Origin of the sequence: Methylobacterium sp. Leaf123, assembly GCF_001423405.1 — a bacterium.
GTDB lineage: Bacteria > Pseudomonadota > Alphaproteobacteria > Rhizobiales > Beijerinckiaceae > Methylobacterium.
Genome location: NZ_LMNS01000005.1, coordinates 133,393 through 159,152 on the forward strand (window position 1 = coordinate 133,393; position 25,760 = coordinate 159,152).

Annotated in this window: 21 protein-coding genes and 1 tRNA gene; 15 read left to right on the top strand and 7 right to left on the bottom strand. The window is 68.0% G+C overall.

Going from position 1 to position 25,760, the window contains the following annotated elements; all coding sequences use genetic code 11:
- Positions 1-7 precede the first annotated feature (7 nt).
- Positions 8-754 (bottom strand): HAD family hydrolase, encoded by a 747-nt coding sequence (locus ASF53_RS06870; RefSeq protein WP_056195934.1) that lies wholly within the window; start codon positions 752-754, stop codon positions 8-10.
- A complete protein-coding gene (locus ASF53_RS06875) occupies positions 738-3,125 on the bottom strand; it encodes a glycoside hydrolase family 65 protein (protein WP_056195937.1) in 2,388 nt (795 codons plus the stop codon). Before ASF53_RS06875 ends, ASF53_RS06870 begins: the two co-directional genes overlap by 17 nt.
- A 748-nt stretch (positions 3,126-3,873) precedes the next feature.
- Between ASF53_RS06875 and ASF53_RS06880 the strand changes: the two genes are divergently transcribed.
- The 6 genes from ASF53_RS06880 to ASF53_RS06905 all read left to right on the top strand — a co-directional run bounded on the left by ASF53_RS06880 (position 3,874) and on the right by ASF53_RS06905 (position 13,765).
- The gene (locus ASF53_RS06880; protein ID WP_056196034.1) at positions 3,874-5,076 is read left to right on the top strand and encodes an acetate/propionate family kinase; all 1,203 of its coding nucleotides are present in this window, start codon (positions 3,874-3,876) and stop codon (positions 5,074-5,076) included.
- Positions 5,073-6,104 carry an HlyD family secretion protein gene (locus ASF53_RS06885; protein WP_056195942.1) on the top strand — a complete coding sequence of 344 codons (1,032 nt, stop codon included), beginning with the start codon at positions 5,073-5,075 and terminating at the stop codon, positions 6,102-6,104. The genes ASF53_RS06880 and ASF53_RS06885 overlap by 4 nt, the downstream gene beginning before the upstream one ends.
- 7 nt (positions 6,105-6,111) lie before the next feature.
- Positions 6,112-8,853 carry a ribosome-associated ATPase/putative transporter RbbA gene (rbbA, locus tag ASF53_RS06890; protein WP_056195945.1) on the top strand — a complete coding sequence of 914 codons (2,742 nt, stop codon included), beginning with the start codon at positions 6,112-6,114 and terminating at the stop codon, positions 8,851-8,853.
- A gap of 1 nt (position 8,854) precedes the next feature.
- Positions 8,855-10,030, top strand: a complete 1,176-nt coding sequence (locus ASF53_RS06895) for an ABC transporter permease (protein ID WP_056195947.1) — start codon at positions 8,855-8,857, stop codon at positions 10,028-10,030.
- 80 nt (positions 10,031-10,110) lie between these two features.
- Positions 10,111-12,534 carry a phosphoketolase family protein gene (locus ASF53_RS06900; RefSeq protein WP_056195950.1) on the top strand — a complete coding sequence of 808 codons (2,424 nt, stop codon included), beginning with the start codon at positions 10,111-10,113 and terminating at the stop codon, positions 12,532-12,534.
- Positions 12,535-12,601: 67 nt separating this feature from the next.
- Complete coding sequence (locus tag ASF53_RS06905; RefSeq protein ID WP_156635411.1) at positions 12,602-13,765, top strand: FAD-dependent monooxygenase; 1,164 nt, start codon at positions 12,602-12,604, stop codon at positions 13,763-13,765.
- Between the two features lie 85 nt (positions 13,766-13,850).
- Here ASF53_RS06905 and ASF53_RS06910 read toward each other — a convergent pair.
- From ASF53_RS06910 to ASF53_RS06920, 3 genes are all read right to left on the bottom strand, one after another.
- Positions 13,851-13,924 (bottom strand) — tRNA-Gly (locus ASF53_RS06910).
- 736 nt (positions 13,925-14,660) lie between these two features.
- Complete coding sequence (locus tag ASF53_RS06915) at positions 14,661-14,915, bottom strand: hypothetical protein (protein WP_056195954.1); 255 nt, start codon at positions 14,913-14,915, stop codon at positions 14,661-14,663.
- A 274-nt stretch (positions 14,916-15,189) separates the two neighbouring features.
- Positions 15,190-15,915, bottom strand: a complete 726-nt coding sequence (locus tag ASF53_RS06920) for a sulfate transporter family protein (RefSeq protein ID WP_056195957.1) — start codon at positions 15,913-15,915, stop codon at positions 15,190-15,192.
- A gap of 177 nt (positions 15,916-16,092) precedes the next feature.
- On the opposite strand from ASF53_RS06920, the gene ASF53_RS06925 reads away from it, so the two are divergent.
- From ASF53_RS06925 to ASF53_RS06935, 3 genes are all read left to right on the top strand, one after another.
- Entirely contained in the window at positions 16,093-17,046 is a 954-nt protein-coding gene (locus tag ASF53_RS06925; protein ID WP_056195961.1) for a Kelch repeat-containing protein, read from the top strand.
- A gap of 88 nt (positions 17,047-17,134) precedes the next feature.
- Complete coding sequence (locus tag ASF53_RS06930) at positions 17,135-18,463, top strand: flavin monoamine oxidase family protein (RefSeq protein WP_056195964.1); 1,329 nt, start codon at positions 17,135-17,137, stop codon at positions 18,461-18,463.
- 105 nt (positions 18,464-18,568) lie between these two features.
- Positions 18,569-19,204: a cyclic nucleotide-binding domain-containing protein gene (locus ASF53_RS06935; RefSeq protein ID WP_056195966.1), complete on the top strand. Its 636-nt coding sequence runs from the start codon at positions 18,569-18,571 to the stop codon at positions 19,202-19,204.
- 85 nt (positions 19,205-19,289) lie between these two features.
- On the opposite strand, the gene ASF53_RS06940 is transcribed toward ASF53_RS06935, so the two are convergent.
- Entirely contained in the window at positions 19,290-19,709 is a 420-nt protein-coding gene (locus ASF53_RS06940; protein WP_056195969.1) for a cupin domain-containing protein, read from the bottom strand.
- A 207-nt stretch (positions 19,710-19,916) separates the two neighbouring features.
- On the opposite strand from ASF53_RS06940, the gene ASF53_RS06945 reads away from it, so the two are divergent.
- Positions 19,917-20,120 (top strand): hypothetical protein, encoded by a 204-nt coding sequence (locus ASF53_RS06945; RefSeq protein WP_012605665.1) that lies wholly within the window; start codon positions 19,917-19,919, stop codon positions 20,118-20,120.
- Positions 20,121-20,460: 340 nt separating this feature from the next.
- On the opposite strand, the gene ASF53_RS06950 is transcribed toward ASF53_RS06945, so the two are convergent.
- A complete protein-coding gene (locus ASF53_RS06950; RefSeq protein ID WP_056195973.1) occupies positions 20,461-20,757 on the bottom strand; it encodes a hypothetical protein in 297 nt (98 codons plus the stop codon).
- Between the two features lie 277 nt (positions 20,758-21,034).
- On the opposite strand from ASF53_RS06950, the gene ASF53_RS26260 reads away from it, so the two are divergent.
- From ASF53_RS26260 to ASF53_RS06970, 5 genes are all read left to right on the top strand, one after another.
- Positions 21,035-21,181, top strand: a complete 147-nt coding sequence (locus ASF53_RS26260; protein WP_200943175.1) for a hypothetical protein — start codon at positions 21,035-21,037, stop codon at positions 21,179-21,181.
- A 230-nt stretch (positions 21,182-21,411) separates the two neighbouring features.
- On the top strand, positions 21,412-22,461 hold the full coding sequence (locus ASF53_RS06955; RefSeq protein WP_200943176.1) for a sulfate ABC transporter substrate-binding protein: 1,050 nt from the start codon (positions 21,412-21,414) through the stop codon (positions 22,459-22,461).
- A 4-nt stretch (positions 22,462-22,465) separates the two neighbouring features.
- Positions 22,466-23,320: a sulfate ABC transporter permease subunit CysT gene (gene cysT, locus ASF53_RS06960; protein WP_056195977.1), complete on the top strand. Its 855-nt coding sequence runs from the start codon at positions 22,466-22,468 to the stop codon at positions 23,318-23,320.
- Complete coding sequence (cysW, locus tag ASF53_RS06965) at positions 23,313-24,212, top strand: sulfate ABC transporter permease subunit CysW (RefSeq protein ID WP_056195980.1); 900 nt, start codon at positions 23,313-23,315, stop codon at positions 24,210-24,212. Before cysT ends, cysW begins: the two co-directional genes overlap by 8 nt.
- Position 24,213: 1 nt before the next feature.
- The gene (locus ASF53_RS06970; protein ID WP_200943178.1) at positions 24,214-25,260 is read left to right on the top strand and encodes a sulfate/molybdate ABC transporter ATP-binding protein; all 1,047 of its coding nucleotides are present in this window, start codon (positions 24,214-24,216) and stop codon (positions 25,258-25,260) included.
- The last annotated feature ends 500 nt before the right edge of the window (positions 25,261-25,760 follow it).

Genomic DNA, 25,760 nt, shown 5'->3' on the forward strand with positions numbered 1-25,760 from the left:
TAGCGCGTCACGGGTCGTGCGCCGTATCCGCGGATCGGGTGCGAAGGCTCCCGCGACCCAGCGCGGCGACATCGATCTGGTCCAGGGATGTCACGACGAGGTCGGCGCCGGCCGCAAGCAGCAGGGCCGCGTCGCCGAGGCGGGCGATGCCGAGGCTGGCCATCCCGCCGGCCTGCGCCGCCCGGATCCCTGCCGGCGCATCCTCCACGACGAGGCACCGGGCCGGCGACACGTTCACGGCTTTGGCGGCGAGTTGAAACAAGGCCGGATCGGGCTTGCCGCGCGGCACGTCGCGGCCGCTGACATCCGCATCGAACAGCGACAGCAGCGTGCGCCCGTTGGGCAGGATCACGCGGGCCAGCATCGCGTCGGCGTTCTTCGAGGACGAGGCGAGCACGGTGCGCAATCCGGTGTCCCGCAACGCGACCGCGAAGCGCATCGCATCCGGGAAGGCCTCGAAGCGGTCCTCGGCAATGAGACGGTCGATCACCGCCTGCTTTCTCTGCGCGAACGCGGCGGCATGGGCGGCGGCCTCGGCGTCACCCAGACGCTCCAGCGCGGCCCGCGCGCCCTCCAGGCGCCGCTTGCCCGCGACATGGGCTTGGTAGAACGCCGTGGTGAAGCCGGCCGGATCGGCGAACCCGGTCAGGGCCTCGCGCCACGCCTGCTCGTGGGGCGAATCCACCAGCACACCATCGACGTCGAAGATCACCGCGCTCAGCATCCGGGGCACGGCCTCATGGCTCGACGGCATGGGCGCGCCCGACCGGCTTGCGGATTGCCTTCGTAACCGAAGGCTCCGTTCCCGACAGGCGGATGTCCTCCTCGACATGCCAGAGGGTCAAGCCGTCGCCCGCCACCAGGCTGTAGGTGGCGGAGTCGTGGCTCAACGCGACGCGGATCGTCTGTCCGCGCACCGTCAGGGTGAAGCTCAGCCCCGCCCAGGCATCGGGCAGGCAGGGGTTGAAGGTGATGCGCCCGCCCGTATCGCGCATCCCGGCAAAGCCATAGACCAGGGCGAGCCACGTTCCGCCCATGGCCGCGATGTGAGCGCCGTGCATCATGTTTCCGCCGATGTCGGAGATGTCCATCGCCGCGGCGAAGTTGAAGTAATGGAACGCCTTCTCCCGCAGGCCGATCTCGTTGGCGACGATGCTCTGAATGCAGACGGACAGAGACGAGTCGTGGGTGGTCAGCGGGTCGTAATAGGCGAAGTTCCGCCGCTTGGCCTCCGGCGTGAATTGTTCGCTGAGCAGGAACATGGCCATGACCATGTCGGCCTGTTTGATCACCTGCGCGCGGTAGAGGTTCAGCGGATGGTAGTGTAGTAAAAGCGGGTAATGATCGTCCGGCGTCCCGGCAAAATCCCACTTTTCCAGTTCGAGAAACGTATCGTCCTGCGGGTGAACCTTCAGCTCCTCGTCATAGGGGAGGTACATCCGCTCGGCCGCCTGATCCCAGGCATCGGGTTCGTCCGGATCGAGGCCGGTGCGGCGCACGAGGGCATCGTAGTGGCCGGGGTGGTCGCGCTCCAGCATCCGCACGGTTTGGGCGGCGTAGCGCATGTTCTCCCGGGCCATCAGGTTCGTGAAGCAGTTGTTGTTGACGAGCGCCGTGTATTCGTCCGGCCCCGTCACCCCGTGGATGCAGAAGCGGCCGCCCATCCGCTCGGAGAAGAAGCCGAGATCGCACCAGAGGCGCGCGGTCTCGACGAGGATCTCGGCGCCGTAGCGGCACAGGAAATCCACATCCCCGCTCACCTCCACATACTTGCGAAGCGCGTAAGCGATGTCGGCGTTGATGTGATACTGGGCCGTACCGGCCGCGTAATAGGCGGAGGCCTCGCGCCCGTTGATGGTCCGCCACGGGAAGGTCGCGCCGCGTTGCCCGAGTTCCCGAGCCCGGTCGCGGGCGCTGTCGAGCATGTCGTAGCGGACCTTGAGCAGGCTCCGCGCCATCGGCGGGTTCGTGTAGATCAGGAACGGCAGGACGTAGATTTCGGTGTCCCAGAAGTAATGTCCCTCGTAGGTCCGCCCGGTCAGTCCGCGGGCGGCGATGCCGTGCCCTTCCGCCCGCTCCGAGGCCTGCATCAACTGGAACAGGTTCCAGCGGATCACCTGCTGCGTGCGCGGGCTCGCCGACTCCACGGTCACGTCGGCCCGCTCCCAGAAGCGGTCCATGTCCCGTCTTTGGCGCGCGAGGATCGCGGGGACGCCGCTCTCGACCGCACGGTCCAGCGTCCAGGCCACCTGGGAGCGAATCTGCTCGGGCGCTGCGCTGCCGGCGTAATGGTAGCTCAGGTATTTGTGGATGCGGATGGCTCCGCCGGGCGCGAGAACGCCCCGTAGGACGAGAGTGGCGAGATCGTCGTCGCAGGTGGCCCGCACGGCGAGGGGGCAATCGGCCGTGACGGCGTGGTCCATGCCGCAGCCGAGCACCAGCCCCGAACTCCCGGTGCGATAGCTGAGGACCGAGCGCAGCCCCTCCGACTGCGTTCCGGTCGGATGCAGGACGCGCCCGACGAACCCCTCCGCCAAACGGGGATCGCTGGTATCGGTGGCCAGGGGTTGATCGTTCCGCAACTCGGACGCGATCACCACCGCCACCTCGGCGTTTTCGGCCGTGAGTTCGTAAGAGATCGCGGCGAGGTGGCGATGCGCGAAGGAGACGAGGCGCAGCGTGCGCAGATGCAGGCGCTTGCCCGCCGGTGTCACCCACGAGACATCCCGGCTCGACGTGCCGGTCCTGAAGTCGAGGACCCGGCGATACGACAGGATCTCGGCGTCCGGGAGCGTGAAGGGCTCGTCATCGACGGACAGCTTCAGAACCGTCCCATTGGGACAGTTCAGGATGCTTTGCCCGAGCGTGGGAAACCCATAGGCGCGCTCGCCGTAGACGATGGGGCGATACTCGTAGAAGCCGTTGAGATAGGTGCCCGGCTCACGGACCGGCATCCCCTCATCGGTGACCCCACGCAGCCCGAGATAACCGTTCGACAGGGCGAACATCGTCTCCGCCTGCCCGGTGAGTTCGCGCGCCATCCGGTCGTCGTAGCGGACGGCATCGACCGCCCAGGGGTTCGGGGGAAAGACGTCGGCGGGCGGAATGAGGCGCGGGCGCAGCATCGATCGTCATGATCTCCAGGGGCGCAGCGACGGCTTCATGGCCATCGCATCGTGACCGACCACCTCGGACCGGCTGATGTGATCAAACCCTGCTGTCGCATTGTCCTGCGCGCTGAAGCGGTCCCTACTTCGGCTTAAGCCCGCGCGTGTCTGCTGAAGCAGCAAGACCAGGGTTCTGCGAAACGATTGCTGTTCTCGTCGGAAACCACCTGTCGGAATACGAGCCGAAAGCTCCTGCCTGACCCAAGGACGGGTGTTGGAGAGCGCGCGCAACAGTCGGGGTAGAAAGCGTTGCGCTTTTGCAAATGCAGGCTGCGCGACGTCGGTTCCCGCACTCGGCAACAATCGATATAGATCTCGTCCCGTCATCGCAGCATATCAACGCAACCAGACCGATTTGTCCGTGTTGAACGACAGGTGCACGGGTCTTCATGCACACCATTTCAATCCGTCATCAAATGTTATCGGGAACAATTGGCAATCAATTGATTGCTACGCCTTCACCGAGAGGCCCGAGATCATCATTTGCTGGCTGTGGAGGATGTTTGCGTCGTTCGGCAATGTCCAACCGATAGCGGCTCACCCGATTGGATACGCGGTCGCGAGAGGGAAAAGAATTTGATGCAATTCTGCATTTCGCTGCCCGAGCAAGCCAACGATAGCCCTTTGGGAAGCAGTGCGCGGATGCCGTCGTTTCCGGCGGCCGTCCCTCCGCCTGCTCATGGCGTGGCGCCGGCGTGGCGTTGAGATGGGCGACAGCATCCTTGTCGTGAACGCCGGCAGCTCGTCGATCAAGTTCAAGCTGTACCGCATCGAGGGCGCCGATCTCTTGCCGAGCCTCAGCGGGGGGATGAGCGGGATCGGCGGCACGCCCTCGCTGCGGGTGACGGACGGGAGGGGTGCCGTCTTGGAGGACCGCCGTTTTGATGCCGCCGAGGTGCCCGATGCTTCAGCGGCCCAGCATCATCTCTCCGATTGGCTCGGGCACCATCTCGGCGACGCGACGATCGTCGCGGTCGGGCACCGGGTCGTCCATGGCGGCGCGGCCTTCGCCGAGCCGGTGCTGATCGACGACGCCGTGCTGCGCCGGCTCGAAACCTTCATTCCGCTGGCACCGCTCCACCAGCTCGGCAACCTCGATCCGATCCGTGTGCTGCGCGAGCGCCGGCCCGATCTGCCGCAAGTCGCCTGTTTCGATACGGCCTTCCATCGCGGCCATCCGGAATTGTCCGATCGCTTCGCCCTGCCCCGCTTCCTCCATGACGAGGGCGTGCGGCGCTACGGCTTCCACGGCCTGTCCTACGAATACGTCGCCGGGCGCTTGCGGGAGATCGCCCCGGAGACGGCGGACGGGCGCGTGGTGATCGCCCATCTCGGCTCCGGGGCCTCGCTCTGTGCGCTTGCAGGCGGGCGGAGCCAGGACACCACCATGAGCTTCACCGCTCTCGACGGCGTGCCGATGGGAACCCGCTGCGGTGCCCTCGATCCCGGCGTCGTGCTGCACCTCATCGAACATCGGGGCATGACGCCGGCCGAGGTCGGGCACATGCTGTATTACGAGAGCGGGCTGCTCGGCCTGTCCGGGCTCAGCAACGACGTGCGGACGCTGCTGGCCAGCGACCGGCCCGAGGCCGCCCTGGCGGTCGCGTTCTTCTGCCGGCGTGTGGCGCAGGCCGCCGCCGCCCTCGCCGTGACGCTCGGCGGCCTCGACGCCTTCGTCTTCACGGCCGGGATCGGCGAGAACGCGCCCGAGATCCGGCAGCGCGTCATCGCCGATTTGAGTTGGGCCGGTTTGATCCTGGACAATGACGCCAACCGCTCGGGCGTCGCAAGACTCGATGCATCGGGAAGCCGGGCGCAGATCTGGATCATCCCGACCGACGAAGAGCGCATGATCGCGGGACACACGATGCGTCTGCTGGATCGAATCGCGCCAGGGGCGAGCGCATGAGGCGGGCGAGGCCGGGCCTCAGGGCGCGCGGAGCCCTGCTTGCGATCCTGCTCGCCACGGGTTTGGCCGTCGCCGCGCCGCCGCCCGCGCTCGCGCAATCGCGCCTGAAGCAGTTGATCGACCGGTTGCGCGGCCAGCGGATGCCGGAGGGCATCGCCAAGTCGAACGGGCGCATCGAGGCGACGCAGGTCGATGTCGCGGCGAAGTATGCGGGCCGGATCGCGCGGTTGCTCGTCAAGGAAGGCGACGAGGTGAGCGCGGGCCAAGTCGTCGCGACGATCTCCTCGCCCGAGACCGAGGCGCAGTTGCGCGGCGCCCAGGCCCAGGTGCTGCGGGCCAAGAAGAGCCTCGCGGAGGCGGTTGCCCTGATCGCCCAGCGCACCAGCGACCTCACCTTCGCCGAGGCCGACTTCAAGCGCGGCAAGGAGTTGGTCGGCAAGGGCTACATGACCAAGCAGATCTTCGACCAGCGCAAGGCCAAGGCGGAGGCGGGCAAGGCCGCCCTCGATGCCGCCAAGGCGCAGGAGGAGCAGGCCAAGTTCGCCGTGCAGAGCGCCGAGGCCGACGTGCAGCGGCTGGAGGCCGTGCTGGTCGATCTCGTGCTGCGGGCGCCGCGTGACGGGCGCGTGCAGTACCGGCTGGCGCGGGAGGGCGAGGTGGTGGGCGCCGGCACCCGCATCCTGACGCTGCTCGACCTCGCCGACGTCTACATGACGATCTACCTGCCGGCCGCGCAGGCCGGGCCGCTGGCGCTCAACGACGAGGCCCGCATCATCCTCGATCCGGTTCCGCAATACGTCGTTCCAGCGACGATCAGCTTCGTGGCTGCCGACGCGCAGTTCACGCCCAAAAGCGTCGAGACAGAGGAGGAGCGCGAGAAGCTGACCTTCCGGATCAAGCTCCAGATCGATCCGCAGGTTCTGAAGACCTACCGCAAGCGGGTGAAGACCGGTGTGCGCGGCATGGGCTTCGTCCGCACCAAGGCGGATGTCGCGTGGCCGCCCGACCTCGCCGTGAAGCTGCCATGAGGCCGGCATGAGCGACGCGGCCCCGATTACCCGGCTCGACCACGTCTCGCACCGTTACGGCGCGGTCGTCGCCCTCGACGACGTGTCGCTGAGCCTGCCAGCCGGACGGATGGTCGGTGTGATCGGACCGGACGGCGTCGGCAAATCGACCCTGCTCGCCCTCGTCGCGGGCGTGCGCCGGATCCAGCGGGGCTCCGTTCTGGCGCTCGGCGGCGACATGGCGGAGCGGCGCCACCGCGCGGCGGAGGGCGCGCGCATCGCCTACATGCCCCAGGGCCTCGGCCGGAATCTCTATCCGACGCTCAGCGTCTTCGAGAATATCGACTTCCACGGCCGGCTCTTCGGCCAGGGGCCGAGGGAACGGCGGCAGCGCATCACCGACCTGCTCACCGCGACCGGTCTCGAACCCTTCGAGGCGCGACCGGCGAGCAAGCTGTCGGGCGGCATGAAGCAGAAGCTCAGCCTGTGCTGCGCGCTCATCCACGATCCCGACCTCCTGATCCTCGACGAGCCGACCACCGGCGTCGATCCGCTCTCGCGCGGGCAGTTCTGGGACTTGATCGGGTCGATCCGGGCGCGCCGGCCCGGCATGAGCGTGATCGTCGCCACCGCCTACATGGACGAGGCCTCGCGCTTCGAGTGGCTGGTCGCCATGGATGACGGCCGGGTCATCGCCAGCGGCAGCCCCGCCGACCTGCTCGCCCGGACGGGCAAGCCCGACATGGAGGCCGCCTTCATCGCGCTGCTTCCGCCGGAGAAGCAGGCGCTGCACCAGCCCGTCGTGCTGCGCCCCCGTCCGCCCGCACTCGACGCCGTACCGGCGATCGAGGCCGAGCACCTGACCCGGCGCTTCGGCAGCTTCACCGCCGTCGATGACGTCAGCTTCCGCATCGCCCGCGGTGAGATCTTCGGCTTCCTCGGCTCGAATGGCTGCGGCAAGTCCACGACGATGAAGATGCTCACCGGCCTGCTGCCGGCCTCGGAGGGGAGCGCAAAGCTGTTCGGTCGCCCCGTGGGCAGCAACGATCTCGAGACGCGCCGCAACGTGGGGTACATGTCGCAGGCCTTCTCGCTCTATAGCGAGCTGACGGTTCTCCAGAACCTCGAACTGCACGCCCAGCTCTACCACCTCCCGCCGGATGATCGTCCGGTGCGGATCGGGGAGTTGCTCGACCGCTACGAACTCGCGAGCGTCAAGGACGCGCGGCCCGACAGCCTGCCGCTCGGGATCAAGCAGCGGCTGCAACTCGCGGTCGCCGTGCTGCACCGGCCGGCGATGCTGATCCTCGACGAGCCGACCTCGGGCGTCGATCCGATCGCCCGCGACGCCTTCTGGCGCACCCTGATCGACCTCTCGCGGGACGAGGGCGTTACCATCTTCCTGTCCACTCATTTCATGAACGAGGCGGAGCGCTGCGACCGCATCTCGCTCATGCATGCCGGCCGGGTGCTGGCCGTCGGCACGCCGGCCGACCTCGTGCGCGAGCGCGGGAGCGCCTCGATCGAGGATTGCTTCATCGGCTATCTCGCGGAGGCCGCCGGCCTCGACCGCGCGTCGCCGGCCGAGCCGGCAGCGGCGGATCTTCCGAACGCGCTTCCGCGCCCGCCGCCGCAGCGCCACCTGTTCGATCCGCGCCGGCTCTGGGCCTATGCCCGGCGCGAGACGATGGAGCTGCTGCGCGATCCCATCCGCATCGTCTTCGCCTTCATCGGCCCGATGCTGCTGATGGTCGCCTTTGGCTACGGCATCTCCTTCGATGTCGAGAATCTGCGCTTCTCGGCCTTCGATCAGGACAACAGCCCGGAGAGCCGGCGGCTCGTCGAGGCTTTCACCAGTTCGCGCTACTTCAGCGAACAGCCGCCGATCCATTCCGCGCCCGAACTCGACGCGCGCTTCCGCGACGGCAGCGTGCAGATCGCCCTGGAAATCCCGCCCCGCTTCGGCCGCGACCTCCAGGCCGGCCGGGTGCCGGAGGTCGCCGTCTGGCTCGATGGGGCGATGCCGTTCCGGGCCGAGACCAGCCGGGGTTACGTCACCGGGCTGGCGAGTCAGTACGCCCAGCAACTGACGATCGAGCGCACCGGCGGCGGCGCATCCAGCCAGACCGTGAGCGTGGAGACGCGCTTTCGCTACAACCAAGCCTTTCGCAGCGTCAACGCCATGGTCCCGAGCGTGATGATGCTGCTGCTCATCCTGATCCCCGCCATCATGTCCGCCATCGCGGTGGTGCGCGAGAAGGAGACCGGGTCGATCGCCAATTTCCGCTCGACCCCGGTCACCAAGTTCGAGTTCCTGGTCGGCAAGCAGCTTCCCTATATCGGCATCGCGATGATCAGCTTCGTGCTGCTGGTCCTGGTCGCGCTGATCGTGTTCGACGTGCCCGTGAAGGGCTCGTTCACCGCGCTCGCCCTCGGCACATTGTTCTACGTCGCGGCGACCACGGGTTTTGGCCAGTTCATCTCGACCTTCATGAAGACGCAGGTGGCGGCGGTCTTCGCCACCGCGCTCCTGTCGGTCATCCCGGCGGTCAACTTCTCCGGGCTTCTGGTCCCGATCTCGTCGCTCTCGGGCAGCGCCCGCGTGATCGGGCTCTCGCTGCCGCCGGCTTGGTATCAGCCGGTCACGGCCGGCACCTTCACCAAGGGCCTGCCCTTCGATGAACTCGGGCTCAACATCGTGGTGCTGGCGGGCTTCGCCCTGCTGTTCCTCGTGTTGTCGCAGTTGCTCCTGCGCAAGCAGGAGGCGTGAGATGGCCGCCTTCACGCAAGCCCCCTCGCCCGCTCGGACCAAGCTGGGCTTAGGCACCCATGCCGCGAACGTCGCCCGGTTGATCGTGAAGGAACTGCGCAGCATCCGCGCCGACCCGGTGATGCTGTTCCTCGTCGTCTACGCCTTCTCGATCGCCGTCCACACCGTCGCCTCCGGCGCCTCGACCGAGGCACGCAACCTCTCCATCGGCGTCGTCGACGAGGATCATTCCGACCTCTCGCGGCAGATCGTGAGCGCCTTCAACCCGCCCCTGTTCAAGGCGGTCGTGCCGATCACCCCCGCCGAGATCGATCCTGCCATGGATACCGGCCGGCTGGTCTTCGTCGTCGATTTGCCGCCGCGCCTGCAGCGGGACGTGCTGTCCGGCCATCCGACCTCGGTCCAGCTCGATGTCGATGCCACGGCCATGACCCAGGCCGGCAACGGATCGGTCTACATCCAGACCATCATCGCCCAGGAGATCGCCAGCTTCGCCTCACGCAACGACCTGACGATCGCGTCGCCGGTGCAGGTGGTCACCCGCGCCAAGTTCAATCCGAACCTTCAGACGAGCTGGTTCACCTCCGTGATGCAGGTGATCAACAACATCACCCTGCTCACGGTGATCCTCACCGGCGCCGCCCTGATCCGCGAACGTGAACAGGGCACCGTGGAGCACCTGCTGGTGATGCCGCTGGTGCCCGTCGAGATCATGCTCGCCAAGGTCATCGCCAACGGGCTCGTGATCCTCGTGGCAGCCGGGCTCTCGCTGGTCTTCGTCGTGGAAGGGTGGCTCGGCGTGCCGATCGCCGGCTCGATTGCGCTGTTCCTGTTCGGCGCGGGCCTCTACGCCCTCGCGGTCGCGGCCCTGGGCATCCTGCTCGGCACCATCGCCACCTCCATGGGCCAGTTCGGCCTGCTGGTGATCCCGGTGCTGCTGCTCATGCAGCTTCTTTCGGGCAGCAGCACGCCGATGGAGAGCATGCCGTTCTGGCTGCAAATCGTCGTCCAGACCGTGAGCCCGACGCCGCACTTCGTCGCCCTCGCCCAGGCCGTGCTCTATCGCGGCGCCGGCCTGTCGATCGTCTGGCCGCAACTCCTCGCGCTGGCGGCCCTGGGCAGCCTCTACTTCGCCTTCGCGCTCGCCCGCTTCCGCCGCGTGATCTTCGGAGATTGAGCCACCCCGTGCCCCCTCCCCGTGCTGCCGCGGCCAACCCGGCAGCCGCCCTTCGTGCCCCGCCGGCCAGGAGACAGCCCGTGACCGAATCCACGAACCCGCAAGGACAATCCGCTGCGCTCGACGGCGAGGAACTCGTCCTGATCGATCGCTACTGGCAGGCGGCCAACTACCTCTCGGTCGGGCAGATCTACCTGCTCGGCAATCCTCTGCTGCGCGAGCCGCTGCAGCCGCAGCACATCAAGGCGCGGCTCCTCGGCCATTGGGGCACCACGCCGGGGCTGAACTTCATCTATGTCCACCTCAACCGGCTCATCCGGGCGCGCGACCTCGACGCGATCTACATCTGCGGCCCCGGCCATGGCGGGCCCGGCATCGTCGCCAACACCTATCTGGAAGGCACCTACAGCGAGGTCTATCCCGACATCGCGCAGGATGCCGAGGGCATGCGCAAGCTGTTCCGGCAGTTCTCGTTTCCCGGCGGCATCCCGAGCCACGTCGCCCCCGAGACGCCGGGCTCGATCCACGAGGGCGGCGAACTCGGCTACGCCCTCGTCCACGCCTTCGGCGCCGTGTTCGACAATCCCGAGCTGATCGCCGCCTGCGTCGTCGGCGACGGCGAGGCCGAAACGGGGCCGCTCGCCGCCTCGTGGCACTCCAACAAATTCCTGAACCCCGTCACCGACGGCGCGGTGCTGCCGATCCTGCACCTCAACGGCTACAAGATCGCCAACCCGACCGTCCTCGGCCGGCTGCGCGACGACGAGTTGGAGGCCCTGTTCACCGGCTTCGGCTACGAGCCCTTCTTCGTCGAGGGCGACCAGCCCGAACCCATGCACCGGGCCATGGCCGCGGTGCTCGACCGCGCGGTGGCCCGCATCAAGGACATCCAGGCCGAAGCGCGAGGCGGCGGCATGGGCTTCCGGCGCCCGCGCTGGCCGATGATCGTGCTGCGCAGCCCCAAGGGCTGGACCGGGCCGAAGACCGTGGACGGCAAGCGGGTGGAGGGCTTCTGGCGCGCGCATCAGGTGCCCGTCGGCAATGCCCGCACCGATGACGGGCACCGCCGGATCCTCGAAGACTGGATGCGGAGCTACGCGCCCGAGACCCTGTTCGACGCGACCGGGCGCCTGCGCCCCGAACTCGCCGCCCTGGCGCCCGAGGGCGACCGCCGCATGAGCGCCAACCCGCATGCCAATGGCGGTCTCCTGCGGCGCGAATTACGGGTCCCCGACTGGCAGGATTTCGCCCTCCCCGTGCCGCAACCCGGCGCCTCCGTCGGCGAGGCCACGCGCGCGCTGGGACGCTATCTCCGCGACGTGGTCCGGCTCAACGCCGAGGCGCGCAACTTCCGCATCATGGGGCCGGATGAGACCGCCTCGAACCGTCTCGACGCCGTGTTCGAGGCGACCAACCGGGTCTGGATCGAGAATATCGAGCCCTACGACGTCAGCCTCGCCCATGAGGGCCGGGTGATGGAGGTTCTGAGCGAGCATCTCTGCCAGGGCTGGCTCGAAGGCTACCTGCTCACCGGCCGCCACGGCCTGTTCTCCTGCTACGAGGCCTTCATCCACATCGTCGATTCGATGTTCAACCAGCATGCCAAATGGCTGAAGGTGTCGCGCGAACTCGGCTGGCGACGTCCGATCTCCTCGCTGAACTACCTCCTGACCTCCCATGTCTGGCGCCAGGACCATAACGGCTTCAGCCATCAGGATCCCGGCTTCATCGACCTCGTGGCCAACAAGAAGTCCGATATCGTCCGGGTCTACCTGCCGCCGGACGCCAACTCCCTGCTCTGGGTCGCCGACCACTGCCTCAAGACCTACGACCGCATCAACGTGATCGTCGCCGGCAAGCAGCCGCAGCCGCAATGGCTCGGCGCGCAGGAGGCCGCGCTCCATTGCGCGGCCGGCATCGGCATCTGGCCCTGGGCCGGGACGGACGAGAGCGGGCTCGAACCCGATGTGGTGATGGCCTGCGCCGGCGACGTGCCGACGCTCGAAACCCTGGCCGCCGTCGATCTCTTGAAACAGGCTGTTCCCGGCCTTCGCATCCGGGTCGTCAACGTGGTCGATCTGATGACGCTGCAATCGAACAGGGGTCATCCGCACGGCCTGACGGATACCGCGTTCGACAGCCTCTTCACCCGCGATAAGCCGGTGATCTTCGCCTATCACGGCTATCCCTATCTCATTCACCGGCTGACCTATTCCCGGGCCAACCACGCCAACATGCATGTGCGCGGCTTCATCGAGGAAGGCACCACGACGACGCCGTTCGACATGGTGGTGCTGAACGAACTCGACCGCTTCCACCTCGCCATCGAGGCGATCGACCGGGTGCCGGGGCTGGTGACGCGGGCGGCAGGCGCCAAGCAGGCGTTCCGGGACCGCCTGACCGCGCACAAGCTCTACATTCGCGAGCACGGCGAGGACATGCCCGAGATCCAGGGCTGGAAATGGCCCTACGAGACGCGCGACGAAACCGGAACCCCGCACTGAGACGGCACCGGCCGCTCCGGGCTTGCATCGATGCGCCCTGCCGGGTCTACCCGACACGCGTCGGCGGATGGCACGATGCGGGCAACGGTGCCGGTACGGGCGCGAGGACATATGGACACGCAACAGGCCGGCCGCCGGGGGCGGCATCGCCGGTCTCGCCGTCCGGCGGGCCCTGCACCAGCAGGGTATCCCCTCGCTCACGCTGGAGCGGCGCGGCGTGCAGGCGGATGCGGGGCTGGCGATCAATCTGCCCGGCAATGCGGTGCGGGCGCTGAGCCAGTTCGGCTTGCTCGATGCCCTCCGCGCGGTCGGCTCGCCGGTGCAGCGCCGCGAATACCGCACCGAGCGCGGACGCCTCCTCTTCGCCGTGGACGAGACCGCGTTCTGGGGTACGGAAACCGGGCCGCATTGCCTGCGCCGCACCGACCTGCTGCGCCTGTTGCAGGGCGATCGCCCTCCGGGTGACATCCGCCAAGGCGTCGAGATCGCCGCCGTTCGGCAGGAGCCGCAGGGCGTCACGGCCGAACTCGCCGATGGCTCGACGGAAAGCGGCGGGCTGCTCGTCGGTGCGGACGGCGTTCACTCGGCGGTCCGCCGCAGCCTGTTCGGGGAACAGGCCCTCGGCGCGGCGATGCTGGCGTCCCAGAGCTGGCGTTTCATGACGTCCAATCCCGGCATCGAGGCCTGGACGTTGTGGGCGGGAGCGGGTGCCTTGTTCCTGCTCATTCCGGTCGATCGCGGCGAAGCCTATGGCTGGGCCTCGGTGAGTACGGGGCGGGAGCGTGGCGCTGATCCGGCCGCGATCCGTGCTGCATTCGCGCTCTTTCCCCGCCTGGTGTGCGACACGCTCGATGCGGTCCTGTCGCAACCGGATGCGGTCTATCACTCGCCGCTGGAAGAGGTTCGCATCCCGGCCTGGACCCGCGACCGCGTCGTCCTGCTGGGCGACGCGGCCCATGCCACCGCGCCGGTCTGGGCCCAGGGCGCCGCGCTCGCCCTGGAGGATGCACGGGTTCTGGCCCGCTTGCTGGCGGAGCGCGCGGATTGGGATCAGGTCGGACCGGACTATGAGCGGCTGCGGCGCCCTCGCGTTGCGCATGTCCAAACCATGACGGATCGTCTATCGCGCACGGCGCGGTTGCCGGATTGGGCGAGGAACCTTCTGCTGCCCGTCGTCGGCCCGCGCAGCTACAGCGCCACCTATGGCCCGCTCCGTACGCCGACGGGCTGAGGCCGGAGCGCGGCAAAGCCGAAGCGGTGCGTTCCGACGGGGACGGAACGGCTGCGGAGGCTCAGACGGATCGGAGAAGGAAAGTTGGAGCGGGTACCGGGAATCGAACCCGGGTATTCAGCTTGGAAGGCTGCTGCTCTACCATTGAGCTACACCCGCCGATGGCATCTCAGTCAGGCGACCGGCTGGCCGGCACGCCTCCGCTGGAGCGGCATCGTGTTGGGGGCGATAGCATGACCCGGCGGCTTTGAGAAGCGCGGACACGGGCTCGATGCCGTCTCGCGGGCGCGTCAACCGAACCGATCTGCGGCGCGGTTCCGTGCCCCTGGCCCAGGCGTCGAGATCGCCACCCTTCCCACGCCCACCGGCCATCGAACGCCGGGGGGATATTGCTTCCGAAACTCGGACCGAGGCACCGGGGGGCCGGTGCCGCGGTTCTCTACGGATGAGGAGAAGCGGGCTTTTCGCCCGTTCTGCCGATTACATGCCGCCGAGCAGGACGTTCATCGAGCCGACGAAGGTCATCACGAGGCCGCAGGCGAAAACGGCGATCATGGCGTAGGAGAAGGGCTTTAGTTGCATGCTCAGTCAACTCCTTACGGTCGGTGGCTCCAACCTGCGGCGTCAGCCCCGCGTCACCGCGGAATGACCGACTGCCTGGCAGGCGGAGGGAGAGGCAGAAACCGGGCCAGTGAGGCCCGGTCATTAGCATCAACGACAGAAACGCTCAGTCATTCCGTCGAGAGTGCAAGAAAAATGCGCCGAGACGATGAAGTGTATCTCGAATCGCGAAGATGTGAGGCCGTCGCGGCCACTATTGTCGATAAAGTTCCACTTGAAATGGCGACTTGCACAATATCACAGCCTCGCGGCGCCTGGGTTCGGCGCCCCAGGCTCAGCAGCGCGTACCGCCCGACGTCTGGCCATATTGCTTGACCGGGAAGTTCTGCTGGTTCGCGTTGCCCTCGGCCGCCGAGCTCATCGGGCAGGCGGTGTGCATGGGGCTGTCGTGGACACCGAGCGAACCCGTGACCGCCACGTCGGCGGCTGCGGCGGGGCGAGCACTCGGGTCGAAGGCCATCACGGAAGAGGCCGGCGCGGTCACGCCGATGATGACGGCGGCAACGACGGCGGCAACTCGGGTCTTCATGTGATGTTCACTTTCTCTCGTTCTGCGCATTCTCTTGAGAAGCGCGGTCTTGTCCTCTGGTATTACTGATATAGGCAATCGAGCTTGAGCATGAGGTGCCGAGGCACACGCACCGTCGGGGATTAAACCCGAACCGCCCTTTGCCCCTCGGTCCGGCCGACGGAACGCGGTTGCCGGAGGCCGCGCAGCGGGCTGCGTTGCACCACGGACGCGCTGCGCGCGGCCGCGCGACCTCGCTCAAATTGGGCGTCCTATCGTCCGTGAGCGCGGTGTCTCAGCGCCGGTTCGGCAAGCGGGGATTGGTCTCCGCCCGGCCGGGAAGCGCCCGGCGTTCCAGGCCCTTGTGAAGATGGACCATCAGCGCCACGCCGAAGAGCGGCGTCACGAGGTTGACGATCGGAACGATCATCAGACCGGCGAGCAGGCAGCCGGCCGCGATCACCGTGAAGCCGTGATGCTCGCGCATCGCCCGCGCCTCCGGAAGGGAGCGGAAACGGCCGGCAGCCAGCTCGAAATACTCGCGGCCGAGAAGGTAGGCGTTGGCGCCGAAGAAGGCGAAGAGGTTCACCCCCGGCACGAAGACGAGGATCAGCGCCACGAGGTTCACGATCAGGGCAAGGCCGGCGAAGCGGAACGCCGAGCCGAGCGCCTGCCCCCACGGCAAGGCGCGCCCCGGCGTGTCGCCGGGAAAATCGCTGTGCTCGACCACCTCGGCGACGTCGTCGAGGAAGAAGCCGGCCACGAGGATCGACACCGCGGGCATGATGTAGGCCAGGGCCACGAACAGCCCGGCACCGGCCAGGAAGAAGGCCAGGGTGTCGAGGAACGGGTAGTCGGCCGAGATGTGGTGGCTCGCCTGGAAGGCCTGGATCAGGCGCGTCAGGCCGAACCACGCGACCACCAGCAGCCCGATCGTGAGCGCCAGCGATTTGAACAGGATGCCGCGCAGGGCGGGGGAGAATACCTGCCGCATAGCGGCGGCAGCGGCCTTGATGAGCATCGTGCCCTTCGATCCCCTCGATGATCCGCACCCACCCGAGGCGGGTTCTCGCCACTCCGCGTGGATGGCGCAAGCCCCGCCTTTCCGGAAAGCCTGACGAAGCGCGGCTCCTGAGCGCGGTTGAGACGTTGCCAGCCAATACAGATGCCCACCGAGACTTCCGCCGGAGACCCGCCCATGGCCCGCCCGTCCCTCCCCCGTCTCGTCCTGCTCGGCTCCCTGCTCGCCGCATGTCCCGCCACGGCCCACGAGGTCGGCGCCTGGGCGGGGGCCAGCTCCGCCCCGGCGGAGCGCTCCGAGGTCGCGGTCGCGGCGCTCGACGGCAAAGCCTACGTCATCGGCGATTACAACGGCGCGACCGAGCTGCTGATCTACGATCTCGCCGCCGATCGCTGGAGCAAGGGCGCACCCTTCCCCTACCCCGTCCACCACACCATGGCCGCGGAACAGGGCGGGCGAATCTACGTGTTCGGCGGCTACGTCAACGGCTGGGAGGCGAGCGACAAGGTCTGGGCGTACGATCCGAAGGCGAAAGCCTGGGAGGCCCGCGCGCCGATGCCGACCCCGCGGGCCGCGGGCGGAGCGTCACCGCTCGGCGACACAATCCATGTCGTCGGCGGCAGCGGCTCGGGACGCGGCAATGTGCGCTCGCACGAGGTCTACGACCCGGCAAACAATACGTGGAGCAAGGCCGCCGACCTGCCGACACCCCGCGACCATCTCGCGGTGCAGACGGTGGAGGGCCGCCTCGTCGCCAGTGGGGGCCGGATCGACGGCGATTCGAGCAAGAACCTCTCCGCCAATCAGGTCTACGATCCGGCGCGGGACGCCTGGAGCGAGGCGGCGCCCCTGCCGACCGCGCGCAGCGGCGTCGCCTCCGCCGTGCTCGGCCGCGAGGTCTTCGTCATCGGCGGCGAATCGAACAGCAAGACTTATGACGAGGTCGAGGCCTTCGATCTGCCGGGCAATCTCTGGCGCGCCCTGGCCCGGCTTCCCACCGCCCGTCACGGTTTCGGCGCGGTCACCTACAAGGGCCGCATCTTCACCCTCACCGGAAGCCCGCGGCCGGGTGGCGACCGCTCCGGAACGGTCGAGGTGCTCGATCCGAACGGTGCCGCGCCGGCGCGCTGAGCGACGGAAGGCGGCGATCGAACGCTTGCCGCGGCCGGCTCAGCGGACGAGATGAGGGTCGCTGCCCTCCCGGATCCGCGTCGAGACCATGCGCCCTCCCCCCGAGCATGCCCGCTTCCGCCCGACCGTCGAGCCCCGCGGCGCGCCCGTGCCCGCCGCGCCCGACGTGATCGTGATCGGCGCGGGCGCCGCCGGGATCGCGTCGGCCCGGCGGCTGATCGAGCGCGGCCTGTCGGTGGCGGTTCTGGAAGCGCGCGGGCGGGTCGGCGGACGCGCGGTGACGACGCAGCTGCGCGGCCACGCGATCGATCTCGGTGCGCACTGGCTGCATGCCGGACCGATCAACCCCCTCGTCGCCCTGGCCCGGAGCCGCGGCGAACCCCTGCGGCGGGCCGCGCAGCACGAGCATCTCTGGATCGGCCGGCGCCCGGCCCGTGCGGATGAGGAAGCCGCCTTCTCCCGCGCCTTCGACGTCGCCGACCGGGCGATCACGGGTGCGGCGTCCCGCTCGCAGGACGGGCCAGCCTCCGGTGCCCTGCCCCGTCATCTCGGGCCCTGGCGCCAGCGCATCGCCGGCGTTCACGCCCTGGTCTCGGGCCGACCCCTCGAAGAGGTGTCGCTGCACGACTGGCCGAGCCTGGAATACGGCGACAACTTCTTCATCGCTGGCGGCTACGGCGCCTATCTGGCTCGGTTGGCATTCGGGCTGCCGATCCGGCTCGGATGCCCCGTGGCCGGCCTCGATTGGTCGGGGCCGGGCGTGCGCGTCGAACTCGCCGACGGTGGGCGACTGGCCGCGCGGGCCGTCATCGTCACCGTTCCGATGCCGGTGCTTCAGGCGGCCTTCCGCTTCGATCCACCGCTGCCCGAACGGACCCGCGCGGCCATCGACGGCTTCCTGTCCGGCATCTACGACCACGTCGTGCTGCACTGGCCCTCGGCGCCGTTCCGGGGCAACGACCGGCTCGCCAGCGTAGTCGGCGGACGCCACAAGCCGCCGGGGATGCTGACCCGGATCGACGGCACGCCGTTCCACTATTTCGAGCTCGACACAGCCTTGGCCCGCGCCCTCGACGCCGCCGGCTCCGGCTCCGACGGGGCGCGACGCCTCACCCGCGCGGTGCTGGCCGAGCATTTCGGCCGCAGCGCCCTCGCCGACCTCGCGATCCCGGCCCTGACCGCTTGGCGGCACGATCCCTGGTCGTGGGGCTCCTGGGCCGTGGTTCCCCCCGGACATGCCCCGGCCCGGACGACGCTCCAAGAGCCGGTCGGCGAGCGGATCTGGTTCGCGGGCGAGGCCAATTCCCGTGCGCAATGGGGCACGACGGGCGGCGCCTACGAGGAAGGGCAGCGCGCGGCCGATCGCGTCGCAGACACCCTCGCCGACGATCGTACCCCACGGCGCGCGAGCGCCTGAGCGCTCGCGCACTTGCATCCCCCACCCGGATGGGCGAACCGCCGGTGCGACAAACGCGCAGGAGCGCCCGCGGGAGCGAGGGCCGGCCGAACGTCGGGGGACGCAATGAACTGGGTCGAAGCCATCGGCTATCTCGGGACGGCGCTCACCGTCGCCTCCTCGGCGATGGGGACGATGATCCCGCTGCGGATCGTGGCCCTGTGCGCGAGCTGCGCCGTCATCACATACGGCTACCTGATCGGCAGCGTGCCGGTGATGCTCACCGAGGCGATCCAGATCCCGTTCAATGCGTGGCGGCTCTACGAGATGGTCCGCCTCGTGCGCGAGACCGAGCGGGCCGCCTCCGGCGACCTTTCCCTCGACTGGCTGAAATCCTTCGGCACCTCCCGGCGCTTCAGGGCCGGCGAAGTGCTGTTCCTGAAGGGCGACCTGGCCCAGGAGATGTACCTGATCGAGAGCGGGCGCTTCCGCATCGCCGAGCACGGCCTCGACGTGCGGCCGGGCCAGATCGTCGGCGAACTCGGCATGCTCTCGCCCGGCAATCGCCGCACCGGCTCGCTGGCCTGCGTCGAGGCCGGCACCGCGCGCTGCCTGTCCTATTCCGAGGTCAAGCAACTCTACTATCAGAACCCGGAATTCGGCTTCTACTTCCTGAAGCTGACGAGCGACCGCCTGTTCCAGAGCGCCGCCGAGGTAACGGGCACGCACCACACCGCGCCGGCCGGCAGCGAGGTGCTGTGAGGCTCAGAGTGCCTCACAAAACTTCCGATCACCGAACGTGTCCCCTCTGGGCCTGCCGGCGCAGCGGGAGTTTTGTGAGAGACACTCAATCGGACTGCCGCATGAAGCTGTCCGGCGTGCCCGTTCCCGCTTCCACGAACTGGATGTCGCGGGGCCCGCGCCGGGGCGTGTCGACCGAGAGGAACACCACCGGCTCCTCCAAAATCTCCGGCACGGAATGCACCACGCCGCGCTTGAAGAACACGAGCATGCCCGGCCCGACCTCGACCGGCGCCGCATCGCCGAACTGCATGCGGCAGCGGCCCGAGAGGGCGTAGAGATACTCGTCGCAGGTGGTGTGATAGTGCGGCGGCGTCGGCCGGTAGACCCGGAAGACGCGGGCGCTGGCCGCCTCGTCGTCGGTGAAGCGGTGGTCGGCCACCATGGTCGCCGAAGTCTCGGGGAGGCGGCGTACGCTCTCGGCCACGTCGAATACCGCGTGTCCGGCCGATCCTTGCTCGTCCATTCTGCGGTGCTCCCGTTTCGTCCCGCGGCAACTATGCCTGCGCAGATGTCTGGTGCACAGGGCCCGGCGGCCCACGCATTTCATCAACCGGGCGAAAATGTTAGGGATGGCGCGTCGTCCCGAGCGTTGATCGCCGGCTTTCGGGACACGACGACGCTTTCGCAGGGCCGCACGGTTGGCGGCCCGGACATTGATGACCCGGAGACGATGCGCGGATACGAGGGAAACGCCCAGGTCATGGCGGATGTCGCCACCGTGATCGAGCAGGCGCAGCGCGAAGGTCGCGATCTCGCGACGGCTCTGCGCATCGCCCGGGTGACGCTCGCCTATGTCAGCGGCCCTGAGCCCGAGCCGGATCAGGCCCGCGCCCTGGAAGCGCTCGACCGGCAGCTCCGCGCGCTCTCGGACTGAGCGTGCGCCACTAAACTCCCAATTGGCGATCATCTTTCTTCTGGGGCCGCAGCCGTGGCGGAATTTCCGTGAGAGACGTGAAGCGGCGGCACGCTCCGCGCACATGAGCGCCTCTCAAGAGGCGGGCTCGCCCCTTGGATTGCAGGACGCGAATCGTTCGCTCAGCTGAAGCCGCTCACCCCGCCGCCTGCACGATCAGCGTCACCGCTCCGAACAGCAGCACGGCAAGCACCGCCACGCCCATCAGGATGAGGGCCGCCCGCGACTCGCGTAGCTCGTGATTCTCCATGGTCCGAGCTTAAGGGATGGCGCGCGCGGCGCATAGCGCGGCGGTGACCTCTCAGGCGCGCCGGGTGTACCGACGCGGGGCCAGGATCACGATGTCCTCCGGGCAGACGACGCGCTCCCCCCGCGTTGCATCCGGCTTCAGGATGCCGTGCAGGGGCCGCACCGCCCAGCGGCCGTACCAGTCGCGGGAGGGCGAGAACCACCCTGCTTCCGACGATGGACCGACGGGTTCGAACGCCCCCCCGGCGCCGGCGAAGCGCGCCTCGCCGGACCCGTCCTCGAGCAATCCGAACAGGATCGGCTGCAGGTCGCGATCCGAGGCGTTCTTCGCGAGGTTGGGCAACGACATTTCCAAAAGCTTTCTCGAGGGCCGATCGGAGCGTCCAAAATCGGGACGGTCCTCCGCATCGCTGCAAATCCGAAGCCCGGCGCGATGGTCCCGCGGCGGTACGCCCGGTCGAGGCAGCGGCCTCGTTGCAACCCTGGTTCGTCACTTGCCACGGCAGGGGCAAGACGACCCGAGAGGGCCCTGAATGTTTCGCGTTGGCACGCCGTCACGGCCAACGCGGCACGGCGGGCATCCCTTTCGAGACCGAGCCACCGACGCGATGAGAAGACGTCCCGCGATGAAGAGCGCTTTCGAAGCCATCCTGAATCCGTTCCAGCGTCGCTTCGCGGCCCTCGGCCTGCTCGGGGCCCTGGCCGTCACGGTGACGTGGTGGTTCATCATCGCCCGCGGCGTCTGGATGGCGGTCGAATGGGCTTCGGCCTGACACCGCGCTCCATCCCCGAAAACGTTCTTTCAAAAGAACGCTCCGCGAGAGAAATTCCCTCCATAGCGCCGGCGGCGAGGAGAACAATCGTCTCGGACGATCTGCGCGCGACATCATCTTCGAAATGAACATCAAGCATCCAACGTGGCGCTGCGCTTGACATCGTTCTTTAAAACGAACACTCCGTCGCCAGTAGCGGGTGTCGACCCGCGATATGGAGGCGAGACGACGTGTTCGACGGACATCCGATCAAGCCCGGCGCGGCACCCTATCGTCGCGCGGTCCTTCTCGGTCTCGCGATGGCCGTCTGCCTTGCATCCGGCGGCAGCGCCCAGGCGCAGAGCGAGATCCTCAACGTCTCCTACGACCCGACGCGCGAGCTCTACCGCGAGATCAACGCGGCCTTCGCCGAGGAGTGGAAGGCCAAGACCGGCGAGACGATCACCGTGCGCGCCGCCCATGGCGGCTCGGGCGCGCAGGCTCGCACCGTCATCGACGGCATCCCGGCGGATGTCGTCACCCTTGGCATCCCCTCCGACATCGACGCCATCGCCAAGATCTCGAAGAAGATCCCGGCGGATTGGCGCACCAAGCTCCCGAACGAGGGCCTGCCCTACACCTCGACCGTCGTGTTCCTCGTCCGCAAGGGCAACCCGAAGGGCGTGAAGGATTGGGACGACCTCGCCAAGCCGGATGTGAAGGTCATCACCCCGAACCCGAAGACATCGGCCGGCGGGCGCTGGAACTTCCTCGCGGCCTGGGGCTACGCCTACGAGCGGGACGGCCGGGACAAGGATAAGGCCAACGCCTTCGTCGGCCAGCTCTACAAGAACGTGCCCGTGCTCGACACCGGCGCTCGCGGCTCGACCGTGACCTTCGCCCAGCGCGGCCTCGGCGACGTTCTGCCGACCTGGGAGAACGAAGCCTTCCTCGTGCTGGAGGAGTTCGGCAAGGACAAGTTCGACATCGTCGTGCCGCCGACCTCGATCTACGCCGAGCCGCCGGTCGCCCTCGTTGAGGCCAATGTCGACAAGAAGGGCACGCGCAAGCAGGCCGAGGCCTATCTCCAGTTCCTCTACGGCGACCGGGCGCAGGCGATCTTCGCCAAGCACCATTATCGCCCGATCAAGCGCGAGGCCGCCAAGCCCGAGGATCTCGCGCAACTCCCCGAGATCAAGCTGTTCAAGATCGAGGATCTTCAAGGCTCCTGGGACGAGATCCAGAAGGCCAATTTCGACAATGGCGGCCTGTTCGACCAGTTGAGCCGGGCCGGACGCTGACCGCATGGGCGAACCTGAAAAACCCCGGCGGCGCTTTCGCCAGAGGAGCGTGATTCCCGGCTTCGGGCTCACGCTCGGCTACACGCTGACCTGCTTGAGCCTGATCGTGCTGCTGCCGCTCGCCACCCTCGTGGTGAAGGCGTCGGGTCTCGGCCTGTCCGGCATCTGGGACGTCGCCACCGATCCGCGCGTGGCCAGTGCGCTGCGCGTGAGCTTCGGCGTGTCGCTGCTCGCCGCGCTCACGGCCTCGGTCTTCGGCGGCATCGTCGCCTGGGTGCTGACCCGCTACGACTTTCCCGGCCGCAAGCTCGCCGACGCCGTGGTCGATCTGCCCTTCGCCCTGCCCACGGCGGTGGCGGGCATCGCCCTCGCCTCGCTCTACGCCCCGAACGGGCTCGTCGGCGCGCAGCTCGCCCGCATCGGCATCGAGGCGGCCTACACGCCGGTCGGCATCTTCATCGCCATGGTGTTCATCGGCCTGCCCTTTGCCGTGCGCACGGTGCAGCCGCTGATCGCCGAGATCGACAAGGAGGTGGAGGAGGCCTCCGCCATCCTCGGCGCCTCGCGGATCACCACACTGACGCGGGTGGTGCTGCCGCCGCTGATCCCGGCGGTGCTGACCGGCTTCGCCCTCGCCTTCGCCCGGGGCGTCGGCGAGTACGGCTCGATCATCTTCATCGCCGGCAACCTGCCCTACGTCTCCGAGATCGCGCCGCTGCTCATCGTCATCAAGCTCTCGGAATTCGACTATGCGGGCGCGAGCGCCATCGCCGTGATCATGCTGGGGATCTCCTTCGTGACCCTGCTCGCGATCAACCTGATCCAGGCCTGGAGCCGGCGGAGGTTCGGCTATGTCTGAGGCGCTCGCTCAAGGCCCCGACACGGCGCGGGACGAGACGCTGCGGCTCCCTGCCAGCGTCGTCACCGAGCGGCGGGTCGTGCGCTGGCTGCTGATCGCGGTCGCGCTGACCTTCCTCGGTCTCTTCCTCGTCCTGCCGCTGCTCACGGTGTTCGCGCAGGCGCTCGCCAAGGGCTGGGGCGCTTATCTCGCCGCCTTCTCCGAGCCCGACGCGCAGGCCGCGATCCGCCTGACCCTGATCGTCGCGGCGATCGCCGTGCCGTTCAACCTCGTCTTCGGTGTCGCGGCCTCCTGGGCCGTCGCCAAGTTCGAGTTCACCGGCAAGAACCTGCTCGTGACGCTGATCGACCTGCCCTTCTCGGTCTCGCCGGTGGTGTCCGGTCTGATCTACGTGCTGGTCTTCGGCTCGCGCGGCCTGTTCGGCCCTTTCCTCGTCGAGCACGACATTCAGATCATCTTCGCGGTGCCCGGCATCGTACTCGCGACGATCTTCGTCACCTTTCCCTTCGTCGCCCGCCAGCTCATCCCGCTGATGCAGGAGCAGGGCACGGCGGAGGAAGAGGCGGCGCTGACTCTCGGCGCCTCCGGATGGCACGCCTTCCGGACTGTGACGTTACCCAATATCCGCTGGGGCCTGCTCTACAGCGTCCTGCTCTGCAACGCCCGCGCGATGGGCGAGTTCGGCGCGGTCTCGGTCGTTTCCGGCCATATCCGCGGGCTCACCAATACGCTGCCGCTGCACGTGGAGATCCTCTACAATGAGTACAACTTCGTTGCCGCGTTCGCCGTCGCCTCTCTCCTTGCCGGGCTCGCTCTTGTCACCCTCGCCGTCAAATCCGTCCTCGAATGGCGCTACGCCGACGACATCGCGGCGGGGGCCCGCCGCCACTGATCTGGCGGGAGCGGCGACGGCGATCCGGATCGAGGATGTCTCGAAGACCTTCGAGACGGCGGCGGTGCTGCACGATTTCACCCTCGACGTGCGGGCGGGCGAATTGCTGGCGCTGCTCGGCCCCTCGGGCTCGGGCAAGACCACATTGCTGCGCATCATTGCCGGGCTCGACTTCCCCGATCGCGGCCGGATCATCTTCGGCGGCGACGACGCCACGCAGGTGCCGGTGCAGCGGCGCGCGGTCGGCTTCGTCTTCCAGCACTACGCCCTGTTCAAGCATATGACGGTGGCGCAGAACATCGCCTACGGGCTCAACGCCCGGAAACGCTCCGAGCGGCCGGACAAGGCCGAGATCAAGCGCCGCGTCGGCAATCTGCTCGACCTCATTAAGCTTTCCGGCTTTGCCGACCGCTACCCGAGCCAGCTCTCTGGCGGCCAGCGCCAGCGCATCGCGCTCGCCCGCGCCCTTGCTGTGGAACCTCGCGTACTGCTGCTGGACGAGCCGTTCGGCGCGCTCGACGCGCAGGTGCGCAAGGATCTGCGCCGTTGGCTCCGGGAGATCCACGACCGCACCGGACAGACGACGATCTTCGTCACCCACGATCAGGACGAAGCGCTCGAACTCTCCGATCGCGTCGCGGTGCTCGACCGCGGCCGCCTGGAACAGGTCGGCACGCCGGACGAGGTGCAGGAGAACCCGGTCTCGCCGACGGTGCTAAAGTTCCTGGGTGATACGATCGAGGTCGAAGCGATCGCCCAGAACGGTCAAGTCTTGGTGAATGGAAGGGTCACACCGCTGACGGCCCCAGAGGGGTTGGTCGGACCGGTCAAGCTCTACGCTCGCCCCTGGCAGCTCCAGTTCGCCGAAGCGGACACCGCCCATCTCACGGGCACGGTGCGCTCCTCGTACCGGACGCAAGGACGTCAGCGGATCGAGATCGACCGTCCCGGCGCGAAGGTGGTCGTGGTGGAGGCCGCCGACACCGCCCGCCTCGCCGCCGGCCGCGAGGTCGGCCTGCGGATCGTCGGCGGACACGTGTTTCCCTGAGTCAGAGGTCAGAGAGTTTTTTCTCTCGGATTACTAATCCTGCCCCGGCCCGCGTCTCACTTCAAAGTCGAGACGCGGGCTTTTTGCTGATCGCTGAGCCCTCTCGTGAGCCCGCCTCGCGGTGAACCGGCGCACGAGCGGAGGAAGTGTTTGGTTCAACCGAAGCTCGCTGCTCTGCATTTGACGGCCGTCGCGTATTGGATTGGTGCGAAGCCCCCTCCCCTGCCGGCGGGGGCGGTGTGGTGCCCGTTGACCTGCTCTCGTCCGTCGGGGCGATTGCACTGACCGCGCGATGTTTCCGCGCTTGGTCTGCCCCATCTGCTGGCGTGAACGACAAAAGGCCCGCGGGCATGGTGGCCAGCGGGCTTGCGGTGGTGTGCGGCGATGTCGGTGTGTTTGTCGGTCTGTGTTTATCGGTGTCAGCGTGTTGGTTGCGGGGGCTGGATTTGAACCAGCGACCTTCAGGTTATGAGCCTGACGAGCTACCGGGCTGCTCCACC